This window comes from Stenotrophomonas sp. PD6, assembly GCF_049199305.1.
Taxonomy (GTDB): domain Bacteria; phylum Pseudomonadota; class Gammaproteobacteria; order Xanthomonadales; family Xanthomonadaceae; genus Stenotrophomonas.
Genome location: NZ_JBLZQD010000002.1, coordinates 116,537 through 132,262 on the forward strand (window position 1 = coordinate 116,537; position 15,726 = coordinate 132,262).

11 protein-coding genes are annotated in these 15,726 nt (G+C 68.0%); 3 read left to right on the top strand and 8 right to left on the bottom strand.

The window, feature by feature from the left end; all coding sequences use genetic code 11:
* Window positions 1–5 precede the first annotated feature (5 nt).
* From ybaL to ACOZHM_RS03505, 4 genes are all read right to left on the bottom strand, one after another.
* Complete coding sequence (gene ybaL, locus ACOZHM_RS03490) at window positions 6–1,706, bottom strand: YbaL family putative K(+) efflux transporter (protein WP_421567570.1); 1,701 nt, start codon at window positions 1,704–1,706, stop codon at window positions 6–8.
* A gap of 107 nt (window positions 1,707–1,813) precedes the next feature.
* A complete protein-coding gene (locus ACOZHM_RS03495) occupies window positions 1,814–2,704 on the bottom strand; it encodes an XVIPCD domain-containing protein (protein WP_421567571.1) in 891 nt (296 codons plus the stop codon).
* 9 nt (window positions 2,705–2,713) lie between these two features.
* On the bottom strand, window positions 2,714–3,022 hold the full coding sequence (locus tag ACOZHM_RS03500; RefSeq protein WP_421567572.1) for a hypothetical protein: 309 nt from the start codon (window positions 3,020–3,022) through the stop codon (window positions 2,714–2,716).
* A gap of 264 nt (window positions 3,023–3,286) precedes the next feature.
* Entirely contained in the window at window positions 3,287–5,680 is a 2,394-nt protein-coding gene (locus tag ACOZHM_RS03505) for a TonB-dependent receptor plug domain-containing protein (protein ID WP_421567573.1), read from the bottom strand.
* A gap of 345 nt (window positions 5,681–6,025) precedes the next feature.
* On the opposite strand from ACOZHM_RS03505, the gene ACOZHM_RS03510 reads away from it, so the two are divergent.
* Entirely contained in the window at window positions 6,026–7,879 is a 1,854-nt protein-coding gene (locus ACOZHM_RS03510; protein WP_421567574.1) for an ABC-F family ATP-binding cassette domain-containing protein, read from the top strand.
* 100 nt (window positions 7,880–7,979) lie between these two features.
* Here ACOZHM_RS03510 and ACOZHM_RS03515 read toward each other — a convergent pair whose 3' ends face one another.
* A complete protein-coding gene (locus ACOZHM_RS03515; protein ID WP_421567575.1) occupies window positions 7,980–8,846 on the bottom strand; it encodes a LysR family transcriptional regulator in 867 nt (288 codons plus the stop codon).
* 247 nt (window positions 8,847–9,093) lie between these two features.
* Between ACOZHM_RS03515 and bla the strand changes: the two genes are divergently transcribed.
* The gene (bla, locus tag ACOZHM_RS03520; protein WP_421567576.1) at window positions 9,094–9,993 is read left to right on the top strand and encodes a class A beta-lactamase; all 900 of its coding nucleotides are present in this window, start codon (window positions 9,094–9,096) and stop codon (window positions 9,991–9,993) included.
* Between the two features lie 180 nt (window positions 9,994–10,173).
* Here bla and ggpS read toward each other — a convergent pair whose 3' ends face one another.
* Both ggpS and ACOZHM_RS03530 read right to left on the bottom strand, forming a co-directional pair.
* Complete coding sequence (gene ggpS, locus ACOZHM_RS03525; protein ID WP_421568097.1) at window positions 10,174–12,420, bottom strand: glucosylglycerol-phosphate synthase; 2,247 nt, start codon at window positions 12,418–12,420, stop codon at window positions 10,174–10,176.
* Window positions 12,421–12,482: 62 nt separating this feature from the next.
* Entirely contained in the window at window positions 12,483–13,754 is a 1,272-nt protein-coding gene (locus ACOZHM_RS03530) for an MFS transporter (RefSeq protein ID WP_421567577.1), read from the bottom strand.
* Window positions 13,755–13,923: 169 nt separating this feature from the next.
* Here ACOZHM_RS03530 and ACOZHM_RS03535 point away from each other — a divergent pair, with 169 nt between their 5' ends.
* Complete coding sequence (locus ACOZHM_RS03535) at window positions 13,924–14,562, top strand: hypothetical protein (protein WP_421567578.1); 639 nt, start codon at window positions 13,924–13,926, stop codon at window positions 14,560–14,562.
* 199 nt (window positions 14,563–14,761) lie between these two features.
* Here the strand turns inward: ACOZHM_RS03535 and ACOZHM_RS03540 are convergent, their stop codons facing one another.
* Complete coding sequence (locus ACOZHM_RS03540) at window positions 14,762–15,439, bottom strand: DUF3011 domain-containing protein (protein ID WP_421568099.1); 678 nt, start codon at window positions 15,437–15,439, stop codon at window positions 14,762–14,764.
* Window positions 15,440–15,726: the final 287 nt, after the last annotated feature.

Sequence of the window (15,726 nt, forward strand, 5' to 3'; positions counted from 1 at the left end):
TCGGTTCACACCACCGGAATGGTGTGCTTGCCCAGTGTCCGGTACGGCGGCGTGGCCATCACCATCTCGGCCAGCGAGTACGCCAGTTCGCGCTCGGCCATCACCGTGCCATCGGCGCCATGCGCCAGCAGGTGCTTCACTTCGGCATCGCTGTGCGCGCGGGCGAGCAGGGTCAGCCCGGGATTGATCGCGCGCAGCTTGGCCAGCGTCTCGCCGGCCTCCAGCGGCTGCGGAATGGCCAGCACCGCGATCTTGGCGCGTTCGGGATGGGCCTCGGCCAGCACGCGGTCGGAGGCGGCGCTGCCACGAATGCCGGGCAGGCCGGCTGCATGCGCCTCGGCAACGTGTTCCTTGTTGTCATCGATGATCAGCACCGGCACGCCGCGATCGCGCAGCACCTGCGCCAGCGCACTGCCGACCCGGCCGAAGCCGATCACGATGGCGTGGTCGTGCAGGTCCAGCGACGGCCCGGGCGGCAGTTCGGTCTCCACCGTGGCCGGAGCGGTCTGCTGGTGCTTGAGCAGCCAGCGGTCGAGCAGGCCGAACACCACCGGGTTGAGCATGATCGAAATCAGCGCGCCGGCCAGCACCAGTGCCTGCCCGGTGGGCGGCAGGATCTTCAGCGACACGCCCAGGCCGGCAATGATGAAGGCGAACTCGCCGATCTGCGCCAGGCTGGCGGAGATGGTCAATGCGGTGCCGTTGGGATGGCCGAAGGCGCGCACGATGACGAACGCCGCCGCGGACTTGCCGAACATGATGATCGCGGCGGTGGCCAGTACCTGCCACGGGTGCTCGATCAGGATGGTGGGGTTGAACAGCATGCCGACCGAGACGAAGAACAACACCGCGAACGCGTCGCGCAGCGGCAGCGAGTCGCTGGCCGCCTTGTGGCTGAGCTCGGATTCGTTGAGCAGCATGCCGGCGAAGAACGCGCCCAGCGCGAACGAGACGCCGAACAGCATCGCCGAGCCGAACGCCACGCCCAGCGCGATGGCCAGCACCGCCAGCGTGAACAGCTCGCGCGAACCGGTGCCTGCGATGCGCTCCAGGATCCACGGAATCACCCGCCGGCCGACCACCAGCATTACCGCCACGAACAGGCCCAGCTGCACGAACGTCCAGCCGATGCTGGCCAGTACGCTGCCGATGGTGTGGGTTTCATTGGCCGCGTCCGGACCGAACACGCCGGCCAGCACCGGCATCATCACCAGGGCGAGCACACAGGCCAGGTCTTCGACGATCAACCAGCCCACCGCGATCTTGCCGCGCTGGGTATCGAGCAGGCGGCGTTCTTCCATCGCACGCAGCAGCACCACGGTACTGGCGGTGGCGAGCGCGAAGCCGAACACCACGCCATGGATCACCGGCCAGCCCATCAACGCGGCCAGGCCCCAGCCCAGCAGGGTGGCGACCACGATCTGGCCGACCGCGCCGGGGATGGCGATGGCCTTCACCGCCATCAGGTCTTTCAACGAGAAGTGCAGGCCCACGCCGAACATCAGCAGCATGACGCCCAGTTCGGCCAGCTGGTTGGCCAGCGCGCCATCGGCGACGAAGCCGGGTGTGTAAGGTCCTACGCAGATGCCCGCAACCAGGTAACCGACCAGCGGAGACAAACGCAGCTTGTTGGCCAGCGCGCCGAAGATGAAGGCGAGCCCCAGGCCAACGGCAACGATGTTGATCAGGTCGGTGTCATGGTGCATCGGGGCTCGCAGATTGGGGGATGCCCCGATTTTCACCGATGCGGCCAATTCCGGCAAACTGAGCGTTGTCGAGTGCCCTTGGGTCTACCTGCTGAGGCGGGCGGGGATCAAACGTTCCTCCGGTGCTGAACCTCGTCCAGCGCCTGTGAGGGTTCGACGGCCTGCGCTGCTGCCAGCCTGTGGTCGGCCTGCTGGAGCTTCTGGATCGATTCATCCACCGTTGGGCGCAACGCAGCACTGACGTCCATGTGCGCCCGTCGGTGCGCGGGATCGTCCAGAGCCCCTTGGACGACGAAGACGTTCTGCGCGTTCGCGGACTGGCCGGTTGGAGTGCCCAACACGACATGGTCGATCCGCTCCATTCCCTGGTCCCTTGCCAGGTGCGCCAGACTGGCCGCCATGCGGTGACTCGATTCATCCGGTTCGCGCCCGAGACTCGCGTCCAGCCTGGTGACGCCTTCAATGGCCTGCCGGTGAAGCGTCGTCGAGGCATCGCTTAGCGACTGCCCACTTGAGCCCTGTTGTTTCGGATCCGGTGGCGGCTGGGGGTGTGAAGGAGTCGTCGGCTGAATGCGCTCTGCTTTGCGGATCGCGTCGATCAGCTCCCGAGGCGTGTCAGTGAACATCAACTCGCCGGCATCCAGTTTCTGCCCGGTCACCTTCGTCACTGTGGCCGTCGACCATGATGCGCACGTATTGGTGTAACCCCATTCAACGTTCTCGCCAAGTGCCTTGTCGAGCTTCTGGACCTGTTCTGGAGTCAATTCGTAATAGCGTGATGCCGACGCTTTTGATCCCGCCTCCATTCCTACGCGGATGTCGGTTCCCGGTCCGTTGTTTTCGACCAGCGGATGCTCGTCTGGCCACAGGCCGTAATACTGGGTATCGCCGTTGCGGGTGACTGAAATCCAGGCATGGCCGTCAACGAACTGATTGAACGAGCCCTGCGTGTGGGGATCTACGTGGCTGTGGATGCCGAGGACTACCTTGTCGGTCATGTGGCACCCTTATGGAAAAATCTGTTCTTCGCCGTCGGCGAACACCATTACAACGCGCGGTGCCAGCAGGGGAATGTCCTGCACCGCAGGTTTAGGCGGCCCAGGCACAACGTGACGACGCAGCATAGTGGTGCATTCACCTGTAATCGGGCACCGGTCGATGACGATTCTCATGACGTCCGACTCTACGACGTAGCTGATTCCAGCGGCGTAGTACATGCTCTCAAGCGGATCATGAAACTGCACTTGAAGCGTCGTGTCGGACACTCTGGTGACGATGATGGGTTCAAGGCTTGACTTGGAATAGCTCGGCTTCACGTGATCTCCTGCACACCCGGAAAGCGGGACGGCCGCCAACGTTGCCCACGCGAGTGCAGAAACCACACGTCGGCGCGCGCTATTGGGAATTGTCATTGGACGGCTCCATGATTCATGTCTCGATCATGGCACGGGCCGAAAGCCAATGGGTTGCCCTGCGGCAAAATGGGCGGAGATACGCACGCGATCGGGGCAAACACGACAGGCAGCCATGCCTGCCGTGCAGAATTCACCTGGGGCCGGCCAACGGCCGGCCCCGGCGGATCACCACTTGTAGGTCACGCGGCCGTAGACGTAGGCGCCGTTGAAGCCGTACGGCGAGTAGTTGCTGTACGGCAGCATGCCCCAGGTGGAGTTCTGCAGGTCCACGGTGCGGTCCGGGTATTCGTCCAGCAGGTTGTCCGCACCCAGGGTGAGGGTCCAGTTCTCGCTGGGCTTGTAGGCCACCGAGGCGTCGAGCACCCACGAGGCGTCGTAGGTCTGGTCGCGCAGCGCGGTGGCCGAATTGCGCACCGTGAAGCTGCCATAGCGGGTGGCGGCCAGGCTCAGGTCCCAGCGGTCCGAGCGCCAGGTGCCGCTGAGGATGGTCTTGTTGCGCGGGTAGCTGTCTTCGATGCGACCCACCTCATCGCGGCCGATCAGCGACTGGGTCAGCCCCAGCGAGCCGAACACCGCCGGCGAGGCGATGAACTTCTTCACTTCGGTGTCGTTGTAGCTGTAAGCCGCCGTCAGCTCCAGCGAGCTCGCGCTGAAGGGGATGGTGTAGCTGGAGACCGCGTCCACGCCGCGGGTGCGGGTGTCCACGCCGTTGGTGAAGTACGAGAACGCGGTGACGCCCGGCAGACCCAGCCCGGACAGCAGCGAGTTGGTGGCCGCGTTGGTGGTGATGTTGGTGGACAGGATGATGCGGTCGTCGATGTCGATCTGGTACGCATCCACGGTCAGGTACAGGCGGTCGATCGGCTGCAGCACCAGGCCCACGCTGTAGGAGGTGGAGCTTTCCGCCTTCAGCGGGCTGGCGCCCAGTGCCTGCGCGGCGGCGCTGGTGGTGGGGAAGGTGCCGCGTTCGACGAACACGCCATTGACGATGGTGCTGGTGACGGCCTGGTAGCTCTGCTGGGCCAACGACGGCGCGCGGAAGCCGGACGAGGCGGTGGCGCGCAGGGCGACCTTGTCGGTGAACGCGTAACGCGCCGACAGCTTGCCGGAGAACTTGTCGCCGAAGTCCGAGTAGTCCTCGTAGCGGCCGGTGACGCCGGCGGAGAACTTGTCGGTCAGGTCCGCTTCCAGGCCGGCATAGACGGCGTAGTTGTCGCGGTCGGCGTCGACGGCGTTGAGCGGGGTGAAGCCGCCGAAGCCCTGCGAGCCGCTGCCGAAATAGGAATTCGGTTCGCCTGCACTCTGCTCCCACTTCTCGCGGCGGTACTCACCGCCGAAGGACAGCGTGACCGGGTAGGCCAAGCCCCAGTCCAGCTGCTTGGTGATGTCCACGTTGCCGATGTCCTGGGTGTATTCCAGCGCGCCGGCGTAGAACGAGCGCGGGCTGGTCACGCCCAGCGAGTAGTTGATGCTGTTGCGGGTGTGGAAGTCGATCTTGTTGGAGCCGTGGTTGTAGCTCACGTCCCAGGTCCAGCCGCTTTCGGTATCACCCTTGACCCCGGCCACCAACGAGCGGTCCTTGGAATACTGGTTGATCTGCGGCACGAAGCCGTCGGGGTAGGTCTGGGCCAGCAGCGCGCCCTGGCCGCTGTTGGTGCGCGAGCGGTAGAACGCGAACGAGGTGATGTCACGGTTGCTGGCCAGTGCGGTGGCATAGGCCGAGACGTGGTCGCTGAACTGGAAGCTGGCGTTGGCCGAGGCGGCGGTGGCGTCCACCTGCGGGTCGCCGACCACGAAGGTGGTCTGGCCCACGTTGGGGAAGTTGCCGGTGTTGGGCGTGGTGCCCTGGTAGGGGCCGGCGCGGTTGGTCTCGTCCTGTTGGCTGATCTGGCCGGCCACATGCACGCTGCCGCGACCGTCGGCGAAGCCGATGCCGGTATCGCCGGAGAGCTGGTACTTGTTGCCGTCACCGGCCGAGTACTGGCCCGCGTCCAGCGCCAGGCTGCCGCCGGCCGAGGAGCCCTTGAGCACGATGTTGATCACGCCGGCGATGGCGTCCGAGCCGTACTGCGCCGAGGCGCCGTCGCGCAGCACTTCGACCCGCTCGATGGACGCGATCGGAATGGCGTTGATGTCCACCGCCGAGGAACCGCGGCCGATGCTGCCGTTGACGTTGATCTGGGCCGAGGTGTGGCGGCGCTTGCCGTTCACCAGCACCAGCACCTGGTCCGGGGAGAGACCGCGCAGCTGGGCCGGGCGGATGCCGCTGGTGCCGTCGGTCAGCGCCGGCCGCGGGAAGTTCAGCGAGGGCAGGGCGCGCGACAGCGCGGTGGCCAGCTCGGTGGTGCCGGTGGACTGCAGGGCCTCGGGGGTGATGATGTCGATCGGGGACTGCGACTCGGCCACGGTCCGGTCGGCGACGCGGGTGCCGGTGACGATCACGGTGTCCAGGGTGTTGGCGGTGGCCCGCGCCGGGGCGTCCTGGGCGGCGGCCGCGAACGCGGGGGCCCCGAGGACGACGGCGACGGCGGCGGCGAGCGTAGTGGTCTTGCGGTTCATCAGGATGCGGCTCCGGTTGGGACGAGGTGGCACCGAGGCGACATCACGACTGCGGTAAGGCGGGTCTGCGAGGGCGGGTGTTGCGGTGCGCAATGAACGGATTAACGGAAGTTTTACGTGTTGTCAAATCGGCGATTCCGACAAAAACCGTTGCAAAAGCAACAATTTAGGAGATTTCGGCCGATCCGCCAGTAGGGTCCCGGGGAGGGCGCAGGCAGGGGTCGTGGGAGAGAGAACGAGCCGTGCCGCGCATCCCGGGGCGCGTCAAGTATTCGTTAACGCTAGAATTGCGTCGCAGGAAAGGTGCTTACCAGCACATTCCATTCCGTTATATGGACTCCCCCAATGATCTCCCTTCGTAACTTCGCCTTGCGCCGCGGCGAGCGGCTGCTGTTGTCCAACGTCGACCTGACCCTGCATGCGGGCTACCGCGTGGGCGTGGTCGGCCGCAACGGGGCCGGCAAGTCCAGCCTGTTCGCGGCCGTGCAGGGCGAACTGGAAGCCGACAAGGGCGATGTCGACCTGCCCGGCAAGATCCGCATTGCCAGCGTGGCCCAGGAAACCCCGGCGCTGCAGGACCCGGCATTGCAGTTCGTGCTGGAAGGCGACACCGAAGTGGCCGCCGTGATGCGCGAGGAAGCCGAGGCGACCGCGCGCGAGGACTGGGAAGCGGTGGCCAATGCCCACCAGAAAATGGCCGAGATCGGCGCGTACGATGCCGAGTCCCGCGCGGGCAAGCTGCTGCACGGCCTGGGCTTCCCGTCCGACACCCATTCGCGGCCGGTGGCGACGTTCTCCGGCGGCTGGCGCGCGCGACTGAACCTGGCGCGCGCGCTGATGATGCCCAGCGACCTGCTGCTGCTCGACGAACCGACCAACCATCTCGACCTGGACGCGGTGTTCTGGCTGGAACAGTGGCTGCTCAAGTACCCGGGCACGCTGCTGCTGATCTCGCATGACCGCGAGTTCCTGGACAACGTGGCCACCCACACGCTGCACCTGCATGGCGGCGGCGCCAAGCTGTACCCGGGCGGCTACACCGATTTCGAGCGCCAGCGCGCCGAACAGCTGCGCCAGCAGCAGATCGCGCACGACAAGGAACAGGCCGAGCGCGCCCACCTGCAGAGCTTCATCGACCGCTTCAAGGCACTGGCCAGCAAGGCCACCCAGGCGCAGAGCCGCATGAAGCGCCTGGCCAAGCTGACCGGTACCGAGGCGGTGCGTGCGGAGCGCGAGTTCCGCATCGAGTTCGCGCCGCCGTCCAAGCTGCCGTTCTCGCTGATCCGACTCAACGATGTGGAGGCCGGCTACAGCCCGGATGCGGTGATCCTGCACAACGTGGGCTTCGGCCTGGAAGCCGGCCAGCGCATTGGCCTGCTCGGTCCGAACGGCGCGGGTAAGACGACGCTGGTGCGGACGCTGGTGGGTGAGCTGGACCCGGTGGCCGGCGAGCGCTCGGCGCACCCGGACCTGCGCATCGGCTACTTCGCCCAGCACACGGTGGAGTCCCTGCATGAAGGGCAGTCGCCGATGGATCACTTCCGGGACATTTCCCCGGATGGCAACAACCAGGCGTTCCGCGATTTCCTCGGCAAGTGGAACTTCGCGGGCGACCGTGCGTTCGAGCCGGTGGATGGCTTCTCCGGCGGCGAGCGCGCGCGCCTGGCGCTGGCGATGATCGCCTGGCAGCAGCCGAACGTGCTGCTGCTCGACGAACCGACCAACCACCTTGACCTGGAAATGCGCGAAGCGCTGGCCGAAGCGTTGGCGACCTTCGAAGGCGCGATCGTGATGGTTTCGCACGACCGCCACCTGATCGGTCTGGTCTGCGACACCTTCTGGCGAGTTGCCGACGGTGTGGTCGAGCCGTTCGACGGCGACCTGGACGAGTACGCGGCGTGGCTGCGTTCGCGCCCGGCCGCGCAGGGTACCAAGCAGAAGATGGCCGCCGCCGCCCCGGTGCCGGCGCCGCCGACCCCGCCGCTGCCGCCGAAGAAGACGGTCAATCCGGTCAAGCTGGCCGCCGCCGAGGCCAAGGTCAACACGCTGGAAGGCCAGCTGGCCGAGCTGGATCGCCAGCTGGCCGACCCGGCCAACTACGCCGACGCCACCCGCATGGCGGTGCTCGGCCGCGACCGCGAAGCCACCGCGCAGCTGCTGGAAAAGGCGGAAGCGAGCTGGATGGAGCTGATGGCGTAACGCCACAACACGTGTAGAGCCACCCCATGGGTGGCTGTTCTCCGTTCCGGCACCGCGAAGCCACCCATGGGGTGGCTCTACGCGCCGTGGCGCGGACGCGTTACCCGTCCTGGCGCTGCAGCCATTCGCGGAACCGTTTCGCCGCATCGCTCTCGGCGCGTGACCGCAACCGCGTCAGCCAGTAACTGCCCAACGCCAGCGTCTGCGCAAACGGCTGCACCAACCGACCATGCGCCAGGTCCTGCTCGAACATCTTCAACGGCAGCAGCGCCACGCCGGCCCCTGCCGCCGCCGCACTGGCCAGGGTCAACGACGAATCGAACACCGGGCCGCGCGCCTCCAGTTCGCCGACGCCGGCGGCCTGCAGCCACTGCGGCCACTCGTCGCTGCGGTACGAGCGCAGCAGTGCCACGCTGGCCAGGTCGCGCGGCTGCCGCAACGAACGCGCCAACGCCGGTGCGCATACCGGCGCAAACGGAGCGGCCAGCACCGGCGTGCTCACCTGCCCCTGCCAGTCGCCATCGCCGAAGCGGATGGCCAGGTCCAGCCCTTCGCCGGCCAGGTCGATGCGATTGTTGTGGGTCTGCAGGCGCAGTTCGATATCCGGGTGCCGCGCGTTGAAGTCGGCCAGCCGCGGCAGCAGCCAGCCGGTGGCGAACGTGCCGACCACACCCACCCCGAGCACCTCGCGGAAATGCCCGCCGACGAAGCGGTCCAGGCTCACCGCGATGCGGTCGAAGGCGTCGTTGAGCACCGGATACAGCCGCGCGCCCTCGTCGGTGAGGGCGACCCCGCGCGGCAGCCGGTGGAACAGCACCGCGCCCAGCCGCTCCTCCAGGCCCCGGATCTGGTGGCTCAGCGCGGCCTGGCTCACGCACAGCTCGAGCGCGGCACGGGTGAAGTTCTGGTGGCGGGCGGCGGCCTCGAAGGCACGCAGCGCGTTGAGGGGTAGCTGGGGGCGGAGCATGGCGAGGGGTGAGGATTCCTGATGGGTCCGGCGGCGCCGGCCGTGGGTGGGCCCTGGCAATCCTACCGCCAACCCGGGTGGGTCGGCGCAGCCGGGCCGCAGCGAATGCGCGGGCGGTAGCGCCGGGCGTTGCCCGGCCCTACTGGAGCAGGCATGAGCAGCACTCATGCCTCTCCCCGAAAATACGCGCTGGTGCCGGCGCTGGCGGCGTGCCGATACTTCAGCCCTGCCCAACAAGGAACTGCCCATGCTTGCCCGCCGTCAATTCCTGCAGTGGTCCGGTGCCGCCGCCGCCTCCGCACTGGCCGCCAGCGTGCTGGCCAAGGCGCCGCCCACCACGCTGGCCGACGCCAGGCCCCAGGCGGCCGACTTCGCGGCGCTGGAAAAAGCCAGCGGCGGTCGCCTCGGCGTGACCCTGCTCAACACCGCCACCGGCCAGCGCGTCGGCCACCGGCAGGACGAGCTGTTCCCCATGTGCAGCACCTTCAAAGTGGCGCTGTCGGCGACGGTGCTGCAGCTGGCCGACCGCGGCACGCTCTCGCTGGATCGGCGCCTGCCGGTGAGCGAGCGGGACATGCTGGCGCACGCGCCGGTGACGCGGCGCCACGTGGGCCGGGACATGACCGTGCGCGACCTGTGCCGGGCAACGCTGGTTACCAGCGACAATTCGGCCGCGAATCTGCTGCTGGGCGTGGCCGGGGGGCCGGCGGGCGTGACCGCGTTCCTGCGCCGGAGCGGCGATGCGGTGACGCGCAACGACCGCTTGGAGCCGGAGATGAACCGGTTCGCGCCAGGCGATCCACGCGACACCACCAGCCCCGCCGCGATGGCGGCCAGCCTGCAGCGGTTCGTGCTGGGCGACGTGCTGGCGCCGGCGTCGCGGCTGCAGTTGGCCGACTGGCTGATCGACAACGAAACCGGCGACGAGCGCCTGCGCGCCGGGCTGTCGCCGGCGTGGCGGGTGGGCGACAAGACCGGCAGCAACGGCAAGGACACCACCAACGACATCGCCGTGTTGTGGCCCTTGGCTGGCGGCACGCCGTGGGTGCTGACCAGTTACCTGCAGGGCGCGCCAATGGAGGATGCCGGGCGCAATGACGTGCTACGGCAGGTGGCGGCGATTGCGGAGAGGTTGATCCGAGGGTGATGCACCCGCGTAGAGCCACCCCGTGGGTGGCTGTTCTTCGTCAGGCGCCACGCAGCCACCCATGGGGAGGCTCTACGGCCGGGACCGCGCAGCCACCCATGGGGAGGCTCTACGGCCGGGACCGCGCAGCCACCCATGGGGTGGCTCTACGCTCCATGCGCAATCGCGCGTGGCGCGCGGTTACACAGGGTTTCCGGTGTCCTTCACCGCGGCCAGGAACTCCTGCCCCCAGCGGTTGACGTCGTGGTACTCGACCGTGCCAAACAGCTGCCGCATGCGCCCGCTGGCCTCTTCGTCGGGCATCGACAACGCCTGCAGCAGGCCGGCGGTGAGGTCGGCCGGATCGTGCGGATTGGTCAGCACCGCGCCCTTGAGCTCGGCGGCCGCGCCGGCGAACTCGCTCAGCACCAGCACGCCGCTGCTGCCTTCGATGCCATGGGTAGCGACGAACTCCTTGGCCACCAGATTCAGGCCATCGCGCAACGGCGTGATCCACATCACCTGCGCGGCCGCGTAATGCGCCACGACCTCCTCGAACGGCAGCGCCTGGGCGAAGAAGCGCACCGGCGTCCAGTCCAGGCGTGAGAAGCGCCCGTTGATACGGCCCACCGCCTGTTCGATCTGGTTCTGCAGCGTGCGATACACCGTCATCTCGCGCGCGGCCGGCACGCACACCATCAGCAGGGTGACCTTGCCCTGACGGTCCGGATGCTGCTCCAGCAGGCGCTCGAAGGCCTCCAGCTTGGCCAGCGTGCCCTTAGTGTAGTCCAGCCGCTCCACCGACAGCACCAGCTTGCGCGCGCCGATCTCGCGGCGCAGCTTGAAGATGTCATTGCGCACGCCGGGGCGGGCGAGGACGTCGTGGATGCGGCGCAGGTCGGTGCCCACCGGGTGCGCGCCCAGCGCCACTTCACGATCGCCCACGCGCAACCGCGTGGTCATCGTGTCCAGGCCCACCGCACAGCCGTAAGTGAGGAAGCGCGGCGCGCAGCTCTCCCAGGCCAGCCGTTCGGCCGGCATTGCCCCGCGCACCACGTCGACGAAGTTCTCCACCTGGCGCGGGATGTGGAAGCCGATGTAGTCGCAGCTGAGCAGGCTGCCGATGATCTCGCGGCGCCACGGCACCACGTTGAACACGTCGGCCGAAGGGAAGTAGGTGTGATGGAAGAAGGCGATCTTCAGGTCCGGGCGCAGCTCTCGCAGCGTGCCCGGCACCATCCACAGGTTGTAATCGTGGATCCACACCGTGGCCCCATGCGCGGCTTCCGCAGCGGTGGCCTCGGCGAACCGCCGGTTGACCTTGAGGAACACCTGCCAGTCGTCTTCGCGGAAGCGCGCGCGTTCCCAGAACGCATGCAGCATCGGCCAGAACGCTTCCTTGGAGAAGCGCTTGTAGAAGATGTCCACGTCCTGCCGGGTGAGCGGCACGCGCGCGGCGGTCAGGGTGGGATAGCGTTCGGCGTCCACCGCCAGGTGGGTCTGGAACGGCCCGCGCTTGGGATCGTCGATGCCCCACGCCACCCAGGAGCCCTTCTGGCCGCCGTCGAAGAAGCTCAGCAGCGAGGGAATGATGCCGTTGGGCGAGCGCGGCGGGCGCTGCACCAGCACGCCATCTTCCATGACCTCGTCGAAGGGCAGGCGGTGGTACACCATCACCAGGTCGGCGCCTTCCGCGCGCGCCTGCGCCGGGGGCTGCAGCCAGGCGTCATCGGCGGCCAGCAGGCCGAAGTGTTCGATCGCCTCGAGAATGCCGCCACAGCCGGGCGCCTGCGCATGGAAGGTGTGCTTCAGCGTGGCGGTCGCGGCGGTGAGCGCCGGCTCGGAATCGCCCACGCACACGCCCCGGAAGCCGGCGGTGTACATCGACAGATCGTTGAGGGTGTCGCCCGCCACCAGGATGCGTTCGCGTGGCAGGTCCAGCAGGCGCGCGAGCGCGGCCAGCGTGCGGCCCTTGTCGGTGTCCGGCGGCAGGATGTCCAGGTAGCGGTCGGCCGAATACAGCACGTCGCAGCCGAGCGCCTGCGCGGCGGCCTGGATCTGCGAGCGCAGCGGCGCCAGCGTAGCGGGATCGCAGAAGTACGAGCAGCGACGTTCCTGCGGTACGTCCTGGCGCTGCAGTGCGGTGAATGGCCGCATCGCGGCGGCGACCACCTGCTCGCCGGGCCAGTGCGCGTCGATCATCGACTGCAGGGGCTGCAACGGCTGCAGGGTATGGCCATCGACCACGGTCGCGCCGACGTCGCAGACCACGTAGTCGGGGCGCGGAATGGCGGGATCGGAGAGCAGCGGCATCACCGCTTCCAGGCCGCGGCCGGTGATGAAGATCAGGCGGATACCGGGGTGCTGGTCGACCAGCCGGTACAGGCGGTGGCGCGCGGCGGCGTCGCCGGCGAGAAAGGTGCCATCCAGGTCGGTGGCGAGAATCAGTTGCTGGGCCGGGGGAGCCGCCGGCGTGCGGGGTGAGGTGGGCGTGGTGGGTGTCGAAACAGTCAATGCACTTCCTTATCGGAGTCGTTGGGTGAGGGAGGGGGGGTGTCCGGTGGCGCGGCGACATCGGTTTCCGGCATCAGTTCCAGCGCCGCAGGCGTCGTGCGCAGCATCAGCCGGAACACCACGGGGTGCGTGCGCAGGCGCGCGAAGCTGAGCAGGCGCGCGGTGGTGAACAGCGCAAGCACGCCCAGCACGGCGGCGAAGTACAGGGGCAGGGCGGCCGGGCCGAACTGCTGCATGGCCGCGCCGGCCAGCGCCGGGCCAATCGCCGCGCCCACGCCATGCACCAGCAGCAGGCTGGAACAGCCCGAGAGCAGATCCTGGCGCGGCAGGTAATCGAGCATGTGCGCCACCGCAAACGGATACAGCGCGAAGGCCAGGCCGCCATAGAAGAAGAACAGCCCGAACAGCAGGTGGGTCTGCAGTTGGATCATCGGCAGCGCGGCGACCACTGCGATGCCGGCAGCGGCCAGGCACAGCGCCACCAGCCCAATGCGGCGGTCGTGGCCATCGCTGATATGACCCAGCGGCCACTGCAGCAGCGCGCCGCCGGCAATGGCGGTGAGCATGAAGCGGGCCACGCCGTCGTCGTTCAGTCCCACCTCGCCGGCATACACCGGCAGCAGGCCCCAGAACGCGCCCATGGCCAGGCCGGACAGGCCGGCGGCAACGGTGGCCACCGGCGCCATGGCATACAGGCGCGCGAGTTTCAGGCGCGGCACCGAGGGCACTTCCGGTGGCGTCAGGCGGGTGGCGGTAATGGGCAGCACCGCCGCGCAGACCAGCATGGCGATGAGCATGAACATCGACATGGCCGGCGCATTGCTCACCATCAGCAGGATCTGGCCGAGTGCCAGCGCAGAAAGATTGACCACCATGTACAGCGAGAACGCGCGGCTGCGCTGGCGTGGGTCCGGCTCGGCGTTGAGCCAGCTTTCGATCACCGTGTACAGGCCGACCAGCGCGATGCCGGTGACGATGCGCAGCAGCCCCCACAGCCAGGCGTTGAGCCACAGCGGATGCAGCAGCACCGCAATGGCGGCGAGGGCGGCAAAGAAGGCGAACGCACGGATATGCCCGATGCGGCCGATCAGCGACGGAGCGAAGAAGGTGCCCATGAAGAACCCGGCAAAATAGCCGGACATCACCAGGCCCAACGTGCCGGCACCAAAGCCGGCTTCACCGCCGCTCACCGCCAGCAGGGTGCCCAGAAGCCCGCTGCCGGTTAACAGCAGCGCTACGCCTGTGAGCAGGGCGGTCAGCCGCAACACGCGTGCGACCTTCGTGGGGAAGGCGAACCGGTCACGACAACGACCCTAACACAGTCGCAATAAACCCCGTGTAGTGGAGCAAGGTCTCTGCGTGGCTGCGTGTGCCGTGCGCGTGGACGCACGACCAAGCGAATTTGCGCTGTGCGTGCATGCGGGCTAGGGTGGCCACATGACTGTATTCAAGCTTGTGCCGCTCGCGGCTGCTGTAATCCTCGCCGCATGCGGCGGCCAGCGTGACTCCGTCGCGCACGATGTGTCGACGGCACCGGCCGATGCGTTCCTCGCCGCGGTTGCCGCGCATTGCGGCAAGGCGTTCGAGGGCCACATCGCGGTCAACGAACCGCGCAGCAATGCGCCCGATCCGTTCGATGGCAAGCGGCTGGTCATGCACGTACGGGGATGCGGTGACACGTCGCATACAGTGCGCATTCCGTTCCATGTGGGCGACGACCACTCGCGCACCTGGGTGTTGAGCCGCACCGATACCGGTCTACGCCTCAAGCACGACCATCGCCATGAAGATGGCAGCCCCGATGCGGTGACGATGTATGGCGGCGACAGTGTGCCGCCGGGAACCGCCCAGCGGCAGTCGTTCCCGGCTGATGCCGATTCGGTGGCGATGTTCCGCAAGGCCGGTATGGACGTGTCGGTGCGCAATACCTGGGCGATGGAGGTCGTTCCCGACGAGCGCTTCGTCTACGAACTCACCCGCCCGGACGGCCGCAGGTTCCAGGTGGTGTTCGACCTGAGCAAGCCGGTGGCGTTGCCGCCCGCGCCGTGGGGCGCGGAGGCGCCAGCGGCGCCGTAGAGCCACCCCATGGGTGGCTGTTCTTCGTTCCGGCACCGCGCAGCCACCCATGGGGTGGCTCTACCGGCGAAACCGGCACCGCGCAGCCACCCATGGGGTGGCTCTACCAGCGGAACCGGCACCGCGCAGCCACCCATGGGGTGGCTCTACCGGCGGTCGAATCCCGGTAGGGCCCGACCGTTGATCGGGCCGTGCCGCCTCACCGCGCGCCGAATCGTGCCCGGCAGCCGCCACTGACCCACAGGGTGCCGTTGCGGTAGCCCCAGTTGCGGCCTTCCACGCAGGCGGTGCCGGAGAGCTGCTGGATCATCGCGGGCCGGCCCTGGCGGGAATCCCAGGCGCAGGTCTGCTGGCGGCTGTCGTTGCTGCTGCAGGTCACGCTGTAATTGCTGTTGCCACCCCCGCCGCCGCCCCAGTTGCCCCGGGACTCGGCGAATTCACCGCGGCAGCCGCGGTTGACCCAGATCGCGCCATTGCGCACGCCCCAGGTCTGGCCCTCCACGCAGGCCGTGCCGGAGATCTGCCGGACCAGCGTCGCATTGCGCCAGCCGGTGGTGCAGGTGCGCTCGCGGTTGTCCTGGCTCTCGCAGCGGATCGTTCTGCCGCTGCCCCCCGGGCCGCCGCCGCCCCAGCCGCCGCCCCGTCCTTCGACGAATTCGGCCCGGCAGCCGCCGCTGACCCAGACCTGGCCATCGCGCGAGCCCCAGTTGCTGCCTTCCACGCAGCGGGTGCCGGAGATCTGCCGGGACAGCTGGGCGCTGCGCCAGCCGGTGGTGCAGACCCGCTGGCGGTTGTCCTGGCTCTCGCAGCGCACGGTGCCATTGTTGCCGCCGCCGCCGTTCCAGCCCCCGCCGGAACCGCCCAGGGAGGTCGCAATATCCTGCTTGATGCGCGAGAAACCCCAGCCGGAGTTGACCTGGGCCAGGTAGAAGCGCAGCTGGTCGTCCGGGATGCGGCGCCCGTTGGACTGGTCGGCGTATTCCTCGGAGATCACCCGGGCCCTGTCGTTGGCGGACAGCTGCGACAGGTTCTCCGGGGCGTAGGCGCGGGTGCCCATCTGGGCATGCAGGGCCGGGGCGGTACAGGCCAGTACGGCGGTGAGACAGGCGATGGTCAGGCGGCGGTTCATGGCAACTTCCCCTTGCGCACGTTGGTGCGCGGACT

Coding starts and splice junctions, on each gene's coding strand:
- ybaL (WP_421567570.1), bottom strand. CDS start 1,706: ATGCACCATGACACCGACCTGATCAACATCGTTGCCGTTGGCCTGGGG.
- ACOZHM_RS03495 (WP_421567571.1), bottom strand. CDS start 2,704: ATGACCGACAAGGTAGTCCTCGGCATCCACAGCCACGTAGATCCCCAC.
- ACOZHM_RS03505 (WP_421567573.1), bottom strand. CDS start 5,680: ATGAACCGCAAGACCACTACGCTCGCCGCCGCCGTCGCCGTCGTCCTC.
- ACOZHM_RS03510 (WP_421567574.1), top strand. CDS start 6,026: ATGATCTCCCTTCGTAACTTCGCCTTGCGCCGCGGCGAGCGGCTGCTG.
- ACOZHM_RS03515 (WP_421567575.1), bottom strand. CDS start 8,846: ATGCTCCGCCCCCAGCTACCCCTCAACGCGCTGCGTGCCTTCGAGGCC.
- bla (WP_421567576.1), top strand. CDS start 9,094: ATGCTTGCCCGCCGTCAATTCCTGCAGTGGTCCGGTGCCGCCGCCGCC.
- ACOZHM_RS03535 (WP_421567578.1), top strand. CDS start 13,924: ATGACTGTATTCAAGCTTGTGCCGCTCGCGGCTGCTGTAATCCTCGCC.